Annotated in this window: 15 protein-coding genes and 1 pseudogene; 5 read left to right on the top strand and 11 right to left on the bottom strand. The window is 68.3% G+C overall.

Going from position 1 to position 14,231, the window contains the following annotated elements; genetic code table 11:
* Window positions 1-21: 21 nt before the first annotated feature.
* Entirely contained in the window at window positions 22-1,773 is a 1,752-nt protein-coding gene (locus HALNA_RS15745; RefSeq protein ID WP_049937291.1) for a BCCT family transporter, read from the top strand.
* A 9-nt stretch (window positions 1,774-1,782) separates the two neighbouring features.
* Here the strand turns inward: HALNA_RS15745 and HALNA_RS15740 are convergent, their stop codons facing one another.
* Window positions 1,783-2,364 carry a hypothetical protein gene (locus HALNA_RS15740; protein WP_049937290.1) on the bottom strand — a complete coding sequence of 194 codons (582 nt, stop codon included), beginning with the start codon at window positions 2,362-2,364 and terminating at the stop codon, window positions 1,783-1,785.
* A 78-nt stretch (window positions 2,365-2,442) separates the two neighbouring features.
* Here HALNA_RS15740 and HALNA_RS15735 point away from each other — a divergent pair, with 78 nt between their 5' ends.
* Complete coding sequence (locus HALNA_RS15735; protein WP_211226030.1) at window positions 2,443-2,910, top strand: hypothetical protein; 468 nt, start codon at window positions 2,443-2,445, stop codon at window positions 2,908-2,910.
* 51 nt (window positions 2,911-2,961) lie between these two features.
* Complete coding sequence (locus HALNA_RS20685) at window positions 2,962-3,132, top strand: hypothetical protein (protein ID WP_169719053.1); 171 nt, start codon at window positions 2,962-2,964, stop codon at window positions 3,130-3,132.
* Window positions 3,133-3,164: 32 nt separating this feature from the next.
* Here HALNA_RS20685 and HALNA_RS15730 read toward each other — a convergent pair whose 3' ends face one another.
* The gene (locus HALNA_RS15730; RefSeq protein ID WP_049937289.1) at window positions 3,165-3,605 is read right to left on the bottom strand and encodes a universal stress protein; all 441 of its coding nucleotides are present in this window, start codon (window positions 3,603-3,605) and stop codon (window positions 3,165-3,167) included.
* 183 nt (window positions 3,606-3,788) lie between these two features.
* Window positions 3,789-5,024, bottom strand: a complete 1,236-nt coding sequence (locus HALNA_RS15725) for an NAD-binding protein (RefSeq protein WP_049937288.1) — start codon at window positions 5,022-5,024, stop codon at window positions 3,789-3,791.
* Window positions 5,025-5,102: 78 nt separating this feature from the next.
* On the opposite strand from HALNA_RS15725, the gene HALNA_RS15720 reads away from it, so the two are divergent.
* Window positions 5,103-6,950 carry a BCCT family transporter gene (locus HALNA_RS15720; RefSeq protein ID WP_049937287.1) on the top strand — a complete coding sequence of 616 codons (1,848 nt, stop codon included), beginning with the start codon at window positions 5,103-5,105 and terminating at the stop codon, window positions 6,948-6,950.
* A 74-nt stretch (window positions 6,951-7,024) separates the two neighbouring features.
* On the opposite strand, the gene HALNA_RS15715 is transcribed toward HALNA_RS15720, so the two are convergent.
* The 3 genes from HALNA_RS15715 to rdfA all read right to left on the bottom strand — a co-directional run bounded on the left by HALNA_RS15715 (window position 7,025) and on the right by rdfA (window position 10,044).
* Entirely contained in the window at window positions 7,025-7,273 is a 249-nt protein-coding gene (locus tag HALNA_RS15715; RefSeq protein ID WP_049937286.1) for a hypothetical protein, read from the bottom strand.
* A gap of 109 nt (window positions 7,274-7,382) precedes the next feature.
* Window positions 7,383-9,311 (bottom strand): archaea-specific SMC-related protein, encoded by a 1,929-nt coding sequence (locus HALNA_RS15710; RefSeq protein ID WP_157573597.1) that lies wholly within the window; start codon window positions 9,309-9,311, stop codon window positions 7,383-7,385.
* 133 nt (window positions 9,312-9,444) lie between these two features.
* Window positions 9,445-10,044, bottom strand: a complete 600-nt coding sequence (gene rdfA / locus HALNA_RS15705) for a rod-determining factor RdfA (protein ID WP_049937284.1) — start codon at window positions 10,042-10,044, stop codon at window positions 9,445-9,447.
* Between the two features lie 83 nt (window positions 10,045-10,127).
* Here rdfA and HALNA_RS15700 point away from each other — a divergent pair, with 83 nt between their 5' ends.
* Window positions 10,128-11,753: a spermidine synthase gene (locus HALNA_RS15700; protein WP_049937283.1), complete on the top strand. Its 1,626-nt coding sequence runs from the start codon at window positions 10,128-10,130 to the stop codon at window positions 11,751-11,753.
* On the opposite strand, the gene HALNA_RS15695 is transcribed toward HALNA_RS15700, so the two are convergent.
* From HALNA_RS15695 to HALNA_RS15685, 5 genes and pseudogenes are all read right to left on the bottom strand, one after another.
* Window positions 11,754-12,884, bottom strand: coding sequence for a mandelate racemase/muconate lactonizing enzyme family protein (locus HALNA_RS15695; RefSeq protein WP_084510085.1), 1,131 nt, complete (start codon window positions 12,882-12,884; stop codon window positions 11,754-11,756).
* 114 nt (window positions 12,885-12,998) lie between these two features.
* Window positions 12,999-13,193 (bottom strand): cold-shock protein, encoded by a 195-nt coding sequence (locus tag HALNA_RS15690; protein WP_049937282.1) that lies wholly within the window; start codon window positions 13,191-13,193, stop codon window positions 12,999-13,001.
* A 167-nt stretch (window positions 13,194-13,360) separates the two neighbouring features.
* Window positions 13,361-13,522: pseudogene (locus tag HALNA_RS21230) on the bottom strand (ion transporter); the annotation flags it as partial.
* Window positions 13,523-13,554: 32 nt separating this feature from the next.
* Window positions 13,555-13,710 carry a hypothetical protein gene (locus tag HALNA_RS20280; RefSeq protein WP_157573596.1) on the bottom strand — a complete coding sequence of 52 codons (156 nt, stop codon included), beginning with the start codon at window positions 13,708-13,710 and terminating at the stop codon, window positions 13,555-13,557.
* A gap of 67 nt (window positions 13,711-13,777) precedes the next feature.
* Window positions 13,778-14,188 (bottom strand): ArsR/SmtB family transcription factor, encoded by a 411-nt coding sequence (locus HALNA_RS15685; protein WP_049937281.1) that lies wholly within the window; start codon window positions 14,186-14,188, stop codon window positions 13,778-13,780.
* Window positions 14,189-14,231: the final 43 nt, after the last annotated feature.

The following is a 14,231-nucleotide window of genomic DNA, read 5'->3' as shown; positions in this document are numbered from 1 at the left end:
CGCGCCGGACGGAGGAACGGTATGGCTGAATCAGACGACACGACTGGAGAGATGTCCGAGGGGCTCCAGGTAGAGCTGTTCCACCCCGAATCCGACCGCGAACCCGGCGACACCAACATCCAGCGGTTCGGATTCGACATCCACCCGGTCGTCTTCCCGGTCGCGCTCGTAGTTATCGCGCTGTTCATCGCGGTCACCGTGTTGCTCGGTGACCAAGCCGCGTCGATGTACACGGCTCTGTTCAATTTCATCGGCGAGAACTTCGGCTGGTTCTACCTGCTGGCGGTGAACATCTTCATCGTCGTGCTCCTCTTTTTCGCCTTCAGCAAGTTCGGCAAGATCAAGATCGGTGGCGTCGAGGCCGAAAAGGAGTTCAGCGACTTCTCCTGGATGGCGATGCTGTTCAGCGCCGGCATGGGGATCGGCCTCATGTTCTTCAGCGTCTCCGAACCGCTGTACTACTTCCAGAACGTCCCCGGCTTCTTCGGTGCGGAGGCGGGAACCGGTGCGGCGGCGTCGGCGGCGATGGCCCAGACGTTCTTCCACTGGGGCTTCCATCCGTGGGCCGTCTACGGCCTCGTCGGTCTCGGCCTCGCCTTCTTCTCGTTCAACCGGGGCCTGCCGCTCACCTTCCGATCGATCTTCTGGCCCCTGCTCGGTGACCGTATCTACGGCTGGCCGGGACACATCATCGACCTCGTGACGGTGTTCGCGACGCTGTTCGGCCTGGCTACCTCGCTCGGCCTCGGCGTCGCGCAGGTGAACCAGGGTCTCTCCTACGTCGGTGGGGACCTCCTCGGCCTCGTCTCCATCCCCACGAACTCGCTCGTTCAGGTGCTCCTCATCGCGGGCATCACCGGCATCGCGACCCTCTCGGTCGCCGCCGGCCTCGACGGCGGGGTCAAGCGCCTGAGCACCATCAACCTCTACCTGATGTTCGCCCTGCTCGGCTTCCTCCTGATCGTGGGGCCGACGGTGTACATCCTCGGTGCGTGGGTCGAAGGGCTCGGCGTCTACTTCAACAACATCCTCGCGCTCGGCTTCTTCCGTGGTACCCTCGCCCCCGGCGGGAGTACGGTCACTGCCTGGACCGTCTTCTACTGGGGCTGGTGGATCGCGTGGTCGCCGTTCGTCGGGATGTTCATCGCCCGCATCTCGAAGGGCCGCACCATCCGACAGTTCGTCATGGGCGTCCTCGTCCTGCCGGCGATGTTCTCCACCATCTGGCTCTCGACGTTCGGCGGGGCCGCCCTCTTCAACTCCCTGCAGGGCAACGGCGCGGCGCTTGCGACCTACAACGAACTCGGTCAGACGGTCGCCATGTTCGCCATGCTCGAACAGTTCCCGCTCGGGGCGATTTCGGGCATCCTCGCGACACTCCTGGTGATCACCTTCTTCGTCACCTCCTCGGACTCCGGGTCGCTGGTCGTCGACCACCTGACCTCCGGGGGCAAACACGACGTGCCCCGTGCCCAGCGCATCTTCTGGGCCGTCACCGAGGGCGCCGTCGCCGCCATCCTGCTCTACGGCGGCGGTCTGACGGCGCTCCAGACGGCCGCGATCACGACCGGCCTCCCCTTCGCCGTCATCCTCTGTCTGATGTGTTACACCGTCTATCTCGGGCTCAGCAACGAGTACGAGATCCTCGAATCCGAGGAGTTCGCCGAAACCATCGAGGAACTCACCGACCGTGAGAACGTCGATGTGGTGACGGCCGGCGACGAGATGGTGACCGATGTCAGGGAGGGCGACGACGCGGCCAGCAGCGACTGACGACTCCCCTCACTCCTTTACCTTCCGTTCGATCGACCGTGACGCGTGCAGCCAGCGGCGTGCCCCCCCGCCCAACCCCACTGCGGCCACGAACGCCCAGACGACCAGTCCGAGCCGATCCGGGAGTGCCAACAGGACGAGCGCGCTCAAGCCCGCGCCGGCGAGCGCCCCGGTCCACCGATGCCGGTCGTCGACGACCGCCATCAGCCCGGTGCCGACGACGACGACCCCGAATCCCGCGACTGCGAGTGCTCCGCCGACTCCGAGGATCACGGCCGCCTGCCCCACGCCGCCGCCGATCCGGAGCGCCTGCCCGAACGCGTACGCCACGACGAGCCAGCCGAGGACGGCCGTCGCCACGCCGTAAAGCGGCGCGGTGAGTGGCCGCTCCAACGTCGCGTCGACCGCCCGCTCTATCAGACCCGGTCGCCAGTACCGGACTGCCGTGCCGACGCCCAAGACGAGAAGAAACGACGCGATCGCTCGACCCGGCTCGCTACTGACGACGCTCGTCGGCTCGAACCCCCACTGGAGCGGTGCGAGGACGACGGCGCCCGCGGTCGCACCGACTTCACGGCGTGAACGTAACACGCCCGCCGATTGAACGGGCCTCGGGGAAAGCCTGTCCCCGCCCCCGACTATTTATGCGACTGTCCCCTACGGCGCGCAGTGGCCGACGACGCCGGCGCTCGAGGCTTCGGAAATGCGGCCGTCAGTCGGACGACCGCCGCGTTCCGCTGGTTCCTCTCGGCGTGTCGCCGACTCGCCGAGCGGCTGATCGCGCCGTTACGGACCGGGGACGGCCCGAACAAGTTCCGACTGTCGAGCGTCGAGACCCACACCACCACTATTGACGGCGACACCGGCTGGGCGTATCGGCCGCCTGCGACGCTCCGGTGTCCGGACTGTGCGGCCGGCATCCTCCAGGCCGACTCGCGCGACGCCATCGACTGTCCGGAGTGTCGGATCGAACTCCCTGCCGAGCGGTTCGGCGATCTCGAACTTCTGGGGCTCACCTGCCCGGTCTGCCGGACGCCGATGCAACACGGCCAGCGCCACCCGGAGGCCTTCGACGTGCCCGAGTGGGCGAACTGTCCGAACTGCCAGTACCACTGGGAGTTCAAGCATTTCTACTGATCGGCGACGAGTCGCCGAGACTTTTTACGCTCCGACGTGTGGATACGTCCGATGCCCGACGCCGTCCCGACGATCCTGGCGCTGTTGATAGTCGCCGCCTTCGCCGTGGCGCTGTGGCTGATGGCTGCGGGCCGGCTCAACGTCGCCGGGCTCTCCTTTCTGAGCGCGAGCATCCTCATCTACCTGCGCGAGCGGTGGCTCCGGCGGGACGGCGCGGCGTAACGTCGGCGCGCCGGCCCCGAGGATAAACCGTATCAGTCGTTCATCTTCTCGCGCACCGTCACGACCGGCGTTTCGGCGGTTCGAACCACCTTCTCCGCCGTACTGCCGAGCAACGCCCCCCACTTTCCCCGGTACGCGCTCCCGAGGACGATGACGTCCATCCCTTCGTCTTTGGCGTAGTCGACGATCTCCTCACCGGGCGATCCGCTTCGAAGCGCGGTCACGCAGTCTAGGCCCTCCTCGGCCGCCATCTCGCAAACGTCGCCCGTCACCTCCTCGCCGTACTCGCGGTAGCGCTCGCGCATCTCGTCTTCGTCGTCACGGAGATACACCGTCCGTGGCGCACCCGGAAGATCGACGACATAAAGGGCGTGGACCGTGCCCCCACACGTCGCCGCGAGCTCGATGCCGTGTTTGGCTCCTTTCATCGCCTCGTCGCTTCCGTCGAACGGGATCAGAATGTTCTCGTACATCGCTCTACGTTCCTTACCGGACCTTCTCCTGACTGGAGGAAATAACTTGGGGGCCTCACGCGGTCGGTGGCGACTCCCCCGACACCGTTCGACGGCGGTCTTATACTGATCATTGTAAGTCAGTCCCGGTGGTTCGCCAGAACGGGTCGGCGAACCACCGGTACACAGTTACAATAAACAGTACTAGGCGTCGCCGTCCTCGCCGTCGTCGAAGACGCTCGCGAGGGCGTCGTCGGCACCGAGTACAGACTGGCCGAGCAGTCGCCCGCCGATGACCGCGGGGCTGATGACCGCGTCGGCGCCGACGGCTTCGAGTTTGTCGACGTGTTTCTGGTCGGTCGCGGCGGCGACGATGCGCACGTCCGGGTTGGCCTGGCGGGCGGCGACGACGGCGAGGGCGTCCCGCGCGTCGTCGTCCGTCGCCACTACCACGCCGCGGGCGGTGTCGATACGGGCGTCGAGGATCGCCTCCTCGTCGGTCGGATCGGCCGTCAACACGCTCACCTCGTGGTCGTCGAGCGCCGCCGCCACGTCGTCGTCCGCCGTCACGACCACCACGTCCGCCGTCGTCGCGAGTTCGTCGAGGAGCGGTTCGGTCAGTTCGCCGGTGCCCAGGACGAGTACGTGATCGTCGAGGAGCGTGAGTTCCGAGGCTGTCATGGTTCCGAAGGCGCTGGAGATGCGGGATTCGAGGGCGGGGATTATCAACGACCCCGTGGCGACGGTGAACGCGCCGGTTCCGAGGACGATCACCGAGAGGGTGAACAGCTTGGTCACCTGCGTCGTCGGCGTCGCGTCGCCGTAGCCGACCGTCGTTCCCGTCACGACGATGTAGTAGAACGCGTCGGTTACGGTGTCGACGCCGACGAAGTTCTCCCGCATCGCGTAGGTGCCGACGGTGCCGTACACCTGCACCGCGACGAACGCCAGCAGGGCCGTCGTCTGGAACGGCGTCAACTCCACCGGGCGGTCGAACTCCGACCGGTTCGCGACGGCAAAGCCCAGGCCGACGGCGCCCGCGAGCGCCGGGACGGCGTCGCTCGCCGCGCCCGTTACCAGCGGGAGGACGACCACCCCCGAAAAACAGGCCAGCGCGCCGTACCACGCGAGTCGATAGCGGCTCCGCAGGCCCACCGCGACGCCGGTCAGGAGGAAGGCGACCACGATGCTCGCAAGCGGCATCACCGCCGCCGCGTCCGGCGGCAGCGCCCCCGCGAGCGGGCCGGTCGGCGTGACGCCTCCTTGGCTGAGGTGGGAGATGCCGGCGACGAAGGCGAGGACGGCCGCCGCTCCCGCCAGCAGAACGGCCGTCTTCGAGCCGGAGAACGCCCGCCAGTAGACGAGCGGCACCTGCTCGGGCTGGTGAAACAACTCGTCGAGCGCCGTGTCACCCGGCGTCTCGGGTGGGTCGGTCGCCACACCCCCCGGTTCGGGCGGCACCGATAAAAAGGAGCCCCCGACGACACACCTATATCTCCGCCGGGCGACATGTGTGGTATGGCATCGCGAGCCACGGCCGTGGTGGAGCGACTCGCCCGCTCGGCGCTCCTTCCGGCCTGTGCGCTGTCCGGTATCGTCGTCGTCTCCGGTTTCTTCTTCCCGGCCATCGTCGGCTCCGTCGTCTCCGGGCGTGGATGGCTCGTCCTCTCGCTCCTGTTTTTCGGTACGGGGTTGGCCTACCTCGCGCTCCTCCCCGTCGACCCGCCGACGGCCGACGACGCGCGACCTGGGGCGCCCTATCTGCTCCGGGTCCGTCACCTCTCCTGGCGCAACTGGATCGGCGGCTTCCTCGCCAGGCAGGACCCCGTTACCTTCGGCGTTCCCGTCGCCGTCCTCGCTACCTTCTTCGCCGCCCGCCTCGCCGCGCCTGATCGCACCGTCGTGGCCGTCACCACCGCCCAGCGCGTCCTCTTTCGGGAGTTCGACTGGCTCTTTCTCGGCGCCATGTTCCTAGCCGTCGTCTACGCCCTGTTTCTCCTCGTCGGGCCGTGGGGCTCGATTCGCCTCGGCGGCCCCGACGCCGACCCCGACTACACCTATCCGACGTACTTCGCGATGGTGTTCACCGCGGGCATCGCCGCCGGTGTCGTCTTCTGGGGTCCCGCGGAGTCGCTCTTTCATTACGCGTCGCCGCCACCCGCCACGGGCGTCGATCCTCGGTCGCCGGCCGCCGCCGTCGCCGCGCTGACGTACGCGAGCTTCCACTGGGGCGTGTCGGCGTGGAGCGCCTACCTCGTCGTTGGCCTCCCCATCGCCTACTTCACCCACCAGCGCGGCGCGCCGCTTCGCGTCTCGACCATCCTCACGCCTTTCCTCGGCGTCGACGGCCTCGACGGCGCGTTCGCGAAACTCGTGGACGTACTCGCCATCTTCGCCACTATCGGCGGCGTCGCCACCTCCGTCGCCTTCGTCGGCCAGCAGTTCCTCGCCGGCATCACCTTCCAGTGGGGTGTCGCCGTCGGCGGCACCGGCGCCCTCCTTTTCGTCGCCGGCCTCGTCGTCATCTACAGTATCTCCGCCGAGAGCGGCGTCCAGCGGGGCATCCGCCGCATCGCCGGCATCAACCTCGGCCTCTTTGCCCTCTTTGCCCTCCTGCTGTTCGTCGTCGGCCCGCGCGGCTTCGTCGTCGACGCCGGGGCCACCGCCCTCGGGCGCTACGCGACCGATTTCGTCGCCATGAGCTTCGCTCCATCCAGTTCCTGGGTCGCCGACTGGACGGTCTGGAACTGGTCGTGGTGGTTCTCGTGGGCACCCTTCGCCGGCCTCTTTCTCGCGGCGCTCTCGAAGGGCCGGCGGGTGCGTACCGTCGCGTTCACCGTCGTCGTCGCCACCGGGGCCGCGTCGGTCTGCTGGCACCTCCTCTTCGGCGGCACCGCCCTCGCCTTCCAGCGATCCGGCCGCGCCGACGTGCTCGCGGCCATCGAGGCCGCGGGCGGCTCCGAGGCCGTCGCCGGCTTTCCCGTCCTCGCCGCTCTCCCGCTCTCGCGGCTCCTCCTCTTTGCCTTCCTCGCGCTCATCGTCGTCTTCATGGTCACCTCGGCCGACACGTCGACGCTCGTCGTGTCGATACTGGCGACCAAACGGGGCGTCGCCCCGACGACGGGCAGCATCGCCTTCTGGGGCGTCCTCCAGGGTGCCGTCGCCGGCGCCGTGTTGCTCGTCGGCGGCGGCGAGTCGCTCCAGGCCGCGGCCGTGCTCACCGGCGGTCCCTTCGCCGTCCTCTCGCTGGTCGCGCTGGTCGGTCTGACCCTCGCCTTCCGCCGTCACGAACGCGACCGGCCGTCGCTCCGCGCGCAACTCCGGGCCGTCGTCACCGCCCTGTCCCGTCCCGGGGGCGACGAGTAGTTCTACCGTCGGCTGTCCCGTACGTTCGGTATCCCGGCGCACCGAACCGTTCCACTGACGCACGGCCGGCCGTATTAACGATACACCGGGCGGAGATCAGTCACGTCCTTGTCGTAGCCGAGCCAAACACTGAGCGCGGAGGCGACGAGGATGAGGTAGACGGGAAACAGCGCGATCAGCGAATAGAGCGCCGTCGCCGTCGTCAGCACGTCCCGCAGATAGAGAGCGCCGAGGGTTGCGAGACCGACGACGATGGCGGTCAGCATACCCAGCCGAAAGGCGCTCCGCGCCGCCGGGCCGGGGGCGTGTTTCAGCGTCGACATCGATACCGATCGTAGGCCGTTCGACGGTATAAGTCGCCGGATTTGGAAGCTCCACGACACCGGGTAGCGTGTGTCGCAATTCCCACGCGCCGGGGGCGGCCCGACCCCGTCACGACGCCTCGAGGTCCGCCGTCTCGAACCGCTCCCGAAGTCGCTCGGCTTCCTCCGGCAGGACCGCCGCGACGACGTAGCGGGCGTGATCGGTGAAAAAGCCGAGGAGCCCACCGATGCGCGCCGCGTCCAGCATCTCGATGGCGTCGACGACGACGACGGGGACCGTCTCGGCCACGTCGTAGACCAGATAGCCCGCGAGCGCGATCACCAGCCCCACCACCTCGCGTTCGCTCTTGCTGAGGGTGTCGACCGCCGCGCGGTAGACGCTGCCGTCGTCCGTCGTCCGGACGACCTGCAGGTCGAAGACCGTCTCCGACTCCGCCTCGCGGCGCTCGATCCAGACGCGTTCGATACCGCGGTAGTCGAGTCGATCCAGCACGCGCGCCAGACAGTCGTTCACCGTCTCGACCGTCTCGCGCTCGATCCGCTCGACGCGCTCGCGACACGCCGCGAGCCGGGTCCGCACCGTCTCGCGCTCCTCACGAAGCGACTCGCGTTCCGCCCGCGCGTCCTCCGCGGCCTCGATGTCCGCCTCCACGTCGGCGAGTTCGCGTTCGAGGCGGCCGCGTTCGTACTCCAGGTCGCTCACCGTCCGGTGGCGGGCAACGAGGTCGCTCGCCGCGTCGGTTGTTTCGAGCTCCGCCTCCAGCGCCTCGATCCGGTCGCTCACGCCGTCGATGCGGTCGTCGAGCGCCGAAATCGACCGCTCGCGCTCCTCTATCTTCCGTTCGAGGCGCCGGCGCCGCGCTTCGAGGTCGGCGTGCTCCTCGCGACGAGCGTCGAGGTTCGCCCGCTCCGCCCGGCGCTCCTCGATCCGCGATTCGACGGCCGTCCGCTCCGCGCGCTTCTCGTCGAGGACCGCTTCGACGGCCTCGATCTGTGCCTCTATCTCCGCCCGCTCGGCCGACTGGCCGCAGGTCCAGCAGGTGACCGACTCCGACTCGGGGTTCAGCTTCGAGACCACGTCCGCCGCGCCGAAGTCCGGCGGCCGCTCGTCCTCGGTGAGCACCCCCTGGTTCAACTCGACGATCGGGCTCAACGCGTTGATCGTCTCGTCGAGACGCCCCTTCCGGTCGCGGAGACGCCGCAGTTCGGTTTCGATCTCCTCCAGTCGCGCCTCGACGCTCTCGGCTCCGTCGGGTGTCGACTCCGCCAGCCGCTCCTCGACCGTGGCGCGATCCTCGCGCAGCGATTCGGCGGCGCGTCGCTTCGTCTCGCGCCGCTCGCGGAGTCGCTCGCGTTCCGACCGGGCGCTCGTCAGGTCGTCGAGGAGTTCGCGTGTCGCCTCGGCCGCCTCCCGGTAGTCCGCCTCGTCGACGGCGTCCCGTTGCTCGTCGAGTCGCGCCGCCACGTCGTCGCGGCGCTCGGCCAGCGTGGTCGCCCGCACCTCCAGTTCGGGCAGGTCGTCGACCCGCTCGTCGAGCGCGGCGATCCGCTCGTCGATTTCGTCGCGTCGCGCCTGCAGGCGCTCGATTTCGGCGTCGATTTCGTCGGTGTCGACCGGCCGCATGAGCAGGTCGTGGAGGTCGCCCCCGTCGACGACGGCCCGCCGGATCGGGTTCTCCTCTCCCAGGGCCACGAACAGGTCGACGAGGGTCGACGCCTCGGCGTACGGCGTCGCGTCCGCGACGACCGTCTCCCCATCCCGCCGACACAGGTCGAGTGCGTACCGCTCGCCGCCGGTATCGAGCGTGATGGTGCCGTCGTCGCAGCCGCCCCGGAGCGGCGGATGCGGGCCACCGAGGACGCCGCCGAGGCTGCCGAGCAGCGACGACTTGTTTGTGGCGTTCGCGCCCGCGACGACCGTCACTCCCGGGGTAAGCGTCACCGACGCGCGGTCGATCCCGCCGACGTTCCGAACGCCGAGTCGCCACTCGTGGGCCGTATCGCGCTCGCACTCGCCGGTCGTGTCGTCCCCGGTCATCGTCGGCAACCGTCCGGCCGCGTCGGCCGGACGAACGTACACACGGTACGTCGGAACGGGCCTATTACGTTTGTGACTCAGCCGGTGCCTCGGCGACTCTCGCCGGTCCGTCCCGGCGAGCAGCTACTGACCGTCAGGACTCCCGTCCGGTGTCACCACAGCCGCAGCCGCCGCGGTCGAGTAGGCGCCGAAGGCCGTACTCCTCGCCGCAGGTCTCGCAGGCGACGCGCGCGGTCAGCGACACCGAGAGCTCGCCCGCCTCGAACCCCTCCGTCGTCGCCAGGCGCGATAGCTCCCGTTCGGTGACCGCCTCGCTCCGGCCGACCAGCTTGAAGACGGTGTCACGCACCGTCTCGGCGTCGACCGTCGCCTCCCGTCCCGTCTCGATCCCTTCGCACTCGCGGAGATGGGTGCGGATCGTCCCGTAGGTGACGAAGTCGGCGGTGACGGCGTCGACGTCGACGCCGGCGCGGGCGAGGCGGTCCCGTGCCTCCGTCCGGGCCGCGTGGCTCACGTCGTCGGCGGTGAGGAGTCGGTGGACGTTCGCCGCCGCCCCGTCGACGAGTTCCATCCCCGCCGCCCGCATCGCCGACGCGAGCACCGCCCGGTTGAAGACGCGTTCGAGGGCGCGCAGGCTGGCGTCGGCCTCGATTCGGCGCTCGACCAGTCGCTCGGGGAGCGTCGCCAGCCCCCGGCGCTCACAGACACGCTCGACCTTGCAGCCGTCGGCCATCGGTCCTCGGCCGTACGCGCGTCCCGGTGATAAAGCCCGTCCCGAGCCAAGGCTTATGCGCCCGCTCGCCTACCCTCCGACGAATGGCCTCCCTCCCCGACCGAACCGGCTGGCGACCTTCCCGACCCGGCCTCGCGGTGTTCGTCTCCGGCATCGCCAGCATGGGGCTTGAAATCCTCGCCGGCCGCATCGTCGCCCCGCAGTTCGGGAGCAGCATCTACACCTGGGGGAGCATCATCGCCGTCTTCCTCGCGGCGCTCTCGCTCGGCTACCACCTCGGCGGCAAGCGGGCGGCCGAACGGGCGACCGACGACCGGCTCGCGTGGCTTCTCGTCGGCACCGCCGCCTACGTCGCCGTCGTCGTCTTCGCGTCCGACCCTCTCATGGCCGCTGCCGGCGCCATCCCGCTCCCGAGCCGTTTCGCCTCGCTCCCCGCGGTCACCCTGCTTTTCGGCCCGCCGACCTACCTCCTCGGCTACGTCAGCCCCTACGCCGCCGAACTGACGGGGACGGAGGCGGTCGGCGCGGCCTCCGGCCAGGTGTACGCCGTCGGCACCGTCGGCAGCATCGTCGGCGCCTTCGTGACGACGTTCGTGTTGATACCCGAACTGTCCGTCGAGGCCATCGGCGTCGGCTTCGGCCTGCTCTGTGTCGGGACGGCGCTGTGGCTCGCGTGGGGGGCGAGCAGCCGCGATCCGGCGCTCGCGAGCGTTGCCGTCGCCGTCCTCGTCGTCGCCGCCGGCTTCAACGGCGCCATCGGCGTCTCGCCCGGCGGCCCCGTTCTCTACGGGACCCAGACGCCGTACCAGGAACTCGAAGTCACGCAGGTCGGGGACACGCGAACCCTCTACCTCGACGGCCAGCCACACAGCGCGATGGACGTGAGCGATCCGGACCGCCACGTCTTCGAGTACACCCGCTACTTCCACCTCCCCCTGCTCATGACCGAGGACGTTGACCGGGTGCTTTTCGTCGGCGGCGGCGGCTTCACCGGCCCCAAACATTTCGCGTCCGAGTACGACGTGACCGTCGACGTGGCCGAACTCGACCCCGAGGTGATCGACACCGCGAAACGCTACTTCGGGCTGGAGGAGTCCGCGAACCTGAACGTCTACAACGTCGGCGGCCGACAGTTCCTCCAGGAGACGAACCGCACCTACGACCTGATCGTCCTCGACGCCTACAAGAAGGACAAGGTGCCCTTCCAGTTGACGACCGTCGAGTTCATGCGCCTCGCCGAATCGCGACTGGACGACGACGGCGTGCTCTTCGCGAACCTCATCTCCGCGCCGAGCGGCCCGGCCTCGAAGTTCTACCGCGCCGAGTACAAGACGATGGCGAGAGTGTTCCCACAGATATACACCTTCCCGACCGCGGAAGGAAGCGTCGTCCAGAACGTCGAAGTCGTCGCCACGAAGCGCGACGAGCGGTTCACGCCGGCCGAACTCCGCCGGCGCAACGAGGCGCGGGACATCGGGATCGACCTCGCCGACGAGATAGGGATGTACCGACCGCCGCCGCCGACCGACGACGTGCCCGTCCTGCGCGACGACCGGGCGCCAGTCGACGCCCTCCTCGATCCGATGGTGGGCCAGCGATACGTGATCCAGCGCACGGGGAACGTGACGACGCCGTCGGAAGCGAGGGACGTTCGGCCCGTCGATCCGGCCCCGATCTCCCGTCCCGACGCGGCGCGTGCCGTCCGGTAACTACTCGATCCGGAGGTCCGCGACGATGTCCTCGTCGAGTTCGACGCCGATACCCGGACGGTCCGGCGGTGCCATGACGCCGTCCTCCAGGCCGAACTCGTCTTGGTTCGCGACGTAGGGGCTGGCGACGTACTGCCCGGGGTCGTCGGCGTCGTCGTCGTAGACGGCGAACTCGATGAGGTCGCAGGCGGGGCTGGCGACGGCGACGTGGAGGCTCGCGGCGTAGTTGACCAGCGGGCCGAACGCGTGGGGGACGAACCGCCGATCGAACGCCTCGACGAGCGTCGCGACGCGGTTCGCGGCCGTCACGCCGCCACAGACGTACAGCGACGGTTGATACACGTCGAGCGCGTTCGCGCGCAAGTGATCGACTGCCGGGTAGTGGGGGTAGTGGGACTGGTAGGCGGCGACTGGCGTGTCGAGCCGACGGTTGAGCTCCGCCTGTCCCTCGATGTCCGTGTGGGGAATGGGCTCCTCGAACCACTCCATCTCCAACTCGTCGGCCGTCCGGCCGAGGCGGAGCGCCTCGGCGACGCCGTAGGAGGTGTTGGCGTCCATCGACAGGCGAAAGCCCTCCGGGAGTGCCTCGGCGATGGTGCGGATTCGCTCGCGGTCACGTTCGACGCCCGCACCGACGGTGATCTTCATGGAGTCGAAGCCGGCGTCGGCGAGCCATGCACCGTCCTCGACGAGTTCCTCGGTCGACTTGCGGTGCGGGAAGGTGGCGTAGGCGGCCACGTCGCCTGCCGCTCCCCCGAGCAGTTCGTAGAGCGGCTTGTCCGCATCCTTCGCCGCGATATCCCAGAGCGCCTCGTCGATGGCGGACAGCGGCTTGAACGCCCCCGAGCGTTTGGCGTGCTGGTAGAGTTCCGTCCACCGCTGACTCACGTCGAGGGGATTCTCGCCCACCAGATGCCGGGCGAGCGCGTTCACCCCTTCCGCGGCGTACACCGTGTCCCGTCCCGTTGGGTCGTACGTCAGCGTCTCGCCGAGGCCGGTGATTCCCGCGTCCGTGTGAACCTTCACGACGACGGGCGAGACGCCGATGGTCTGTTCGGTCTCCCCGGTTTTCATCTGCACCGTGTCGACGGGACTCTCCAGCGGGGTCGCCTCCACGTCAGTTACCTGCATACACCGACCGCTTCGGGTGGTGTCGATATAAGCTGGTTGCACAGGCCGTCGGCGCCGCTCTCGGGTGTGAGTGCACAGATACGTCCCGTCGCCGGACGGCGACGAAAGTCCTGTTTAAACGCGAACGACGTTCGTCGCGCGCGGGCCCTTGGGGGCCTGTTCGATGTCGAATTCGATCTCGGTCCCTTCCGTCAGATCCTCGCCGCCAACGTCCTCCATGTGGAAGAAAACGTCGTCGTCAGCATCCTCAGTCTCGATGAAACCGTAGCCGCCAGTGTCGTTGAAGAAATCAACCTTACCGTTTGCCATTGCAAATAGACCGACGCGCACTCGACGGTTAAGGGTTGTGTATTCGTTTTCCAAAGACGATCTGATGACGACGAACGTTTCGTGGGACGCGCTACCACTACCTATTTTTTCATATCTGTCGGTTTTACGGGCGCTGCGTGCCCATCCCGACACCTCGTCGGGCCGTCTCACTCTCGGGAGTCGAACTCCTGATAGACGACGTGACCGCACGCCTTGCAGTGTGAGGCGTCGGCGTCGTGGTAGGCGAGCCCGCAGTTCGGACACGCGACGTTTACCTTCCCTTTGTGGCCCCACTCCCTGACGATCTTGCTCGCCTGCCACGGGATGACGAGACCGGATGTGCGAACAGTTCCAAACGCTACTATCGGTTCAGCCCGAGCGAGGCCACGTCGATCACTTTGCCGAGCGGCGTCCGGTGGTCCAGCAAATAAACGCGCACCACGTCGCGGGCGCTACGGTCGCCGCCGGCATACGTTTCCGTCCGTCGGGGACCCACGTAGTCCCTCTGGTCGGCCATACGAGCCGCAGTAACTCATTCCCAGTCGGTGGCGCCTCCATGGCCGGCACAGTTACAACAAACCGTATCAGTCGGAGTTCGCGAGCCCAGTTTCCGGCGCCGCCGTCGCGCCGAGTGCCCGCGACACTGCGCCCTCGTACCCGTCGCCACAGCGGATGACGAGCGGGCCGGATGCCGGCGCGTACACGTCCATCTCGGTCCCGCGCGAGGAGTACCAGGTGTCGACCACCTCGACGACTCCGGCGTCGCTCAGCCGCTCCAGGTGGTACGTGACGTTCTGGATCGACGTCTCCGCCCGCTCGGCGAGTTCGGACGGCACCATCGGCTCCTCGTGCAGGAGGGAGACGAGGCGACGCGCCGTCCCCGATGCGAGCGCTTCGACGATCGCGTCGGCCTCTCCGAGCGGGACGATCTGCGGGTCCGGGTCGGGGTCGGGGGTGGACTCCGCGTCGCGAACCGGGAAGATACTCTCTGCCATCGGTATCGGGACGTGGCGAGCCAGTCACATATACCGCCCCGGG

This window comes from Haloplanus natans DSM 17983, from assembly GCF_000427685.1.
Classification (GTDB): domain Archaea; phylum Halobacteriota; class Halobacteria; order Halobacteriales; family Haloferacaceae; genus Haloplanus; species Haloplanus natans.
Note: the sequence above shows the minus strand (reverse complement) of the source record. Positions and strands in the feature narration are given on the sequence as shown.

Excerpts from the sequence above, each read along its gene's own strand:
- HALNA_RS15700 (WP_049937283.1), top strand. The coding sequence starts at position 10,128 with ATGGCCTCCCTCCCCGACCGAACCGGCTGGCGACCTTCCCGACCCGGC.
- HALNA_RS15745 (WP_049937291.1), top strand. The coding sequence starts at position 22 with ATGGCTGAATCAGACGACACGACTGGAGAGATGTCCGAGGGGCTCCAG.
- rdfA (WP_049937284.1), bottom strand. The coding sequence starts at position 10,044 with ATGGCCGACGGCTGCAAGGTCGAGCGTGTCTGTGAGCGCCGGGGGCTG.
- HALNA_RS15695 (WP_084510085.1), bottom strand. The coding sequence starts at position 12,884 with ATGCAGGTAACTGACGTGGAGGCGACCCCGCTGGAGAGTCCCGTCGAC.
- HALNA_RS15715 (WP_049937286.1), bottom strand. The coding sequence starts at position 7,273 with ATGTCGACGCTGAAACACGCCCCCGGCCCGGCGGCGCGGAGCGCCTTT.
- HALNA_RS15690 (WP_049937282.1), bottom strand. The coding sequence starts at position 13,193 with ATGGCAAACGGTAAGGTTGATTTCTTCAACGACACTGGCGGCTACGGT.
- HALNA_RS20280 (WP_157573596.1), bottom strand. The coding sequence starts at position 13,710 with ATGGCCGACCAGAGGGACTACGTGGGTCCCCGACGGACGGAAACGTAT.
- HALNA_RS15710 (WP_157573597.1), bottom strand. The coding sequence starts at position 9,311 with ATGACCGGGGACGACACGACCGGCGAGTGCGAGCGCGATACGGCCCAC.
- HALNA_RS15730 (WP_049937289.1), bottom strand. The coding sequence starts at position 3,605 with ATGTACGAGAACATTCTGATCCCGTTCGACGGAAGCGACGAGGCGATG.
- HALNA_RS20685 (WP_169719053.1), top strand. The coding sequence starts at position 2,962 with ATGCCCGACGCCGTCCCGACGATCCTGGCGCTGTTGATAGTCGCCGCC.
- HALNA_RS15720 (WP_049937287.1), top strand. The coding sequence starts at position 5,103 with ATGGCATCGCGAGCCACGGCCGTGGTGGAGCGACTCGCCCGCTCGGCG.
- HALNA_RS15685 (WP_049937281.1), bottom strand. The coding sequence starts at position 14,188 with ATGGCAGAGAGTATCTTCCCGGTTCGCGACGCGGAGTCCACCCCCGAC.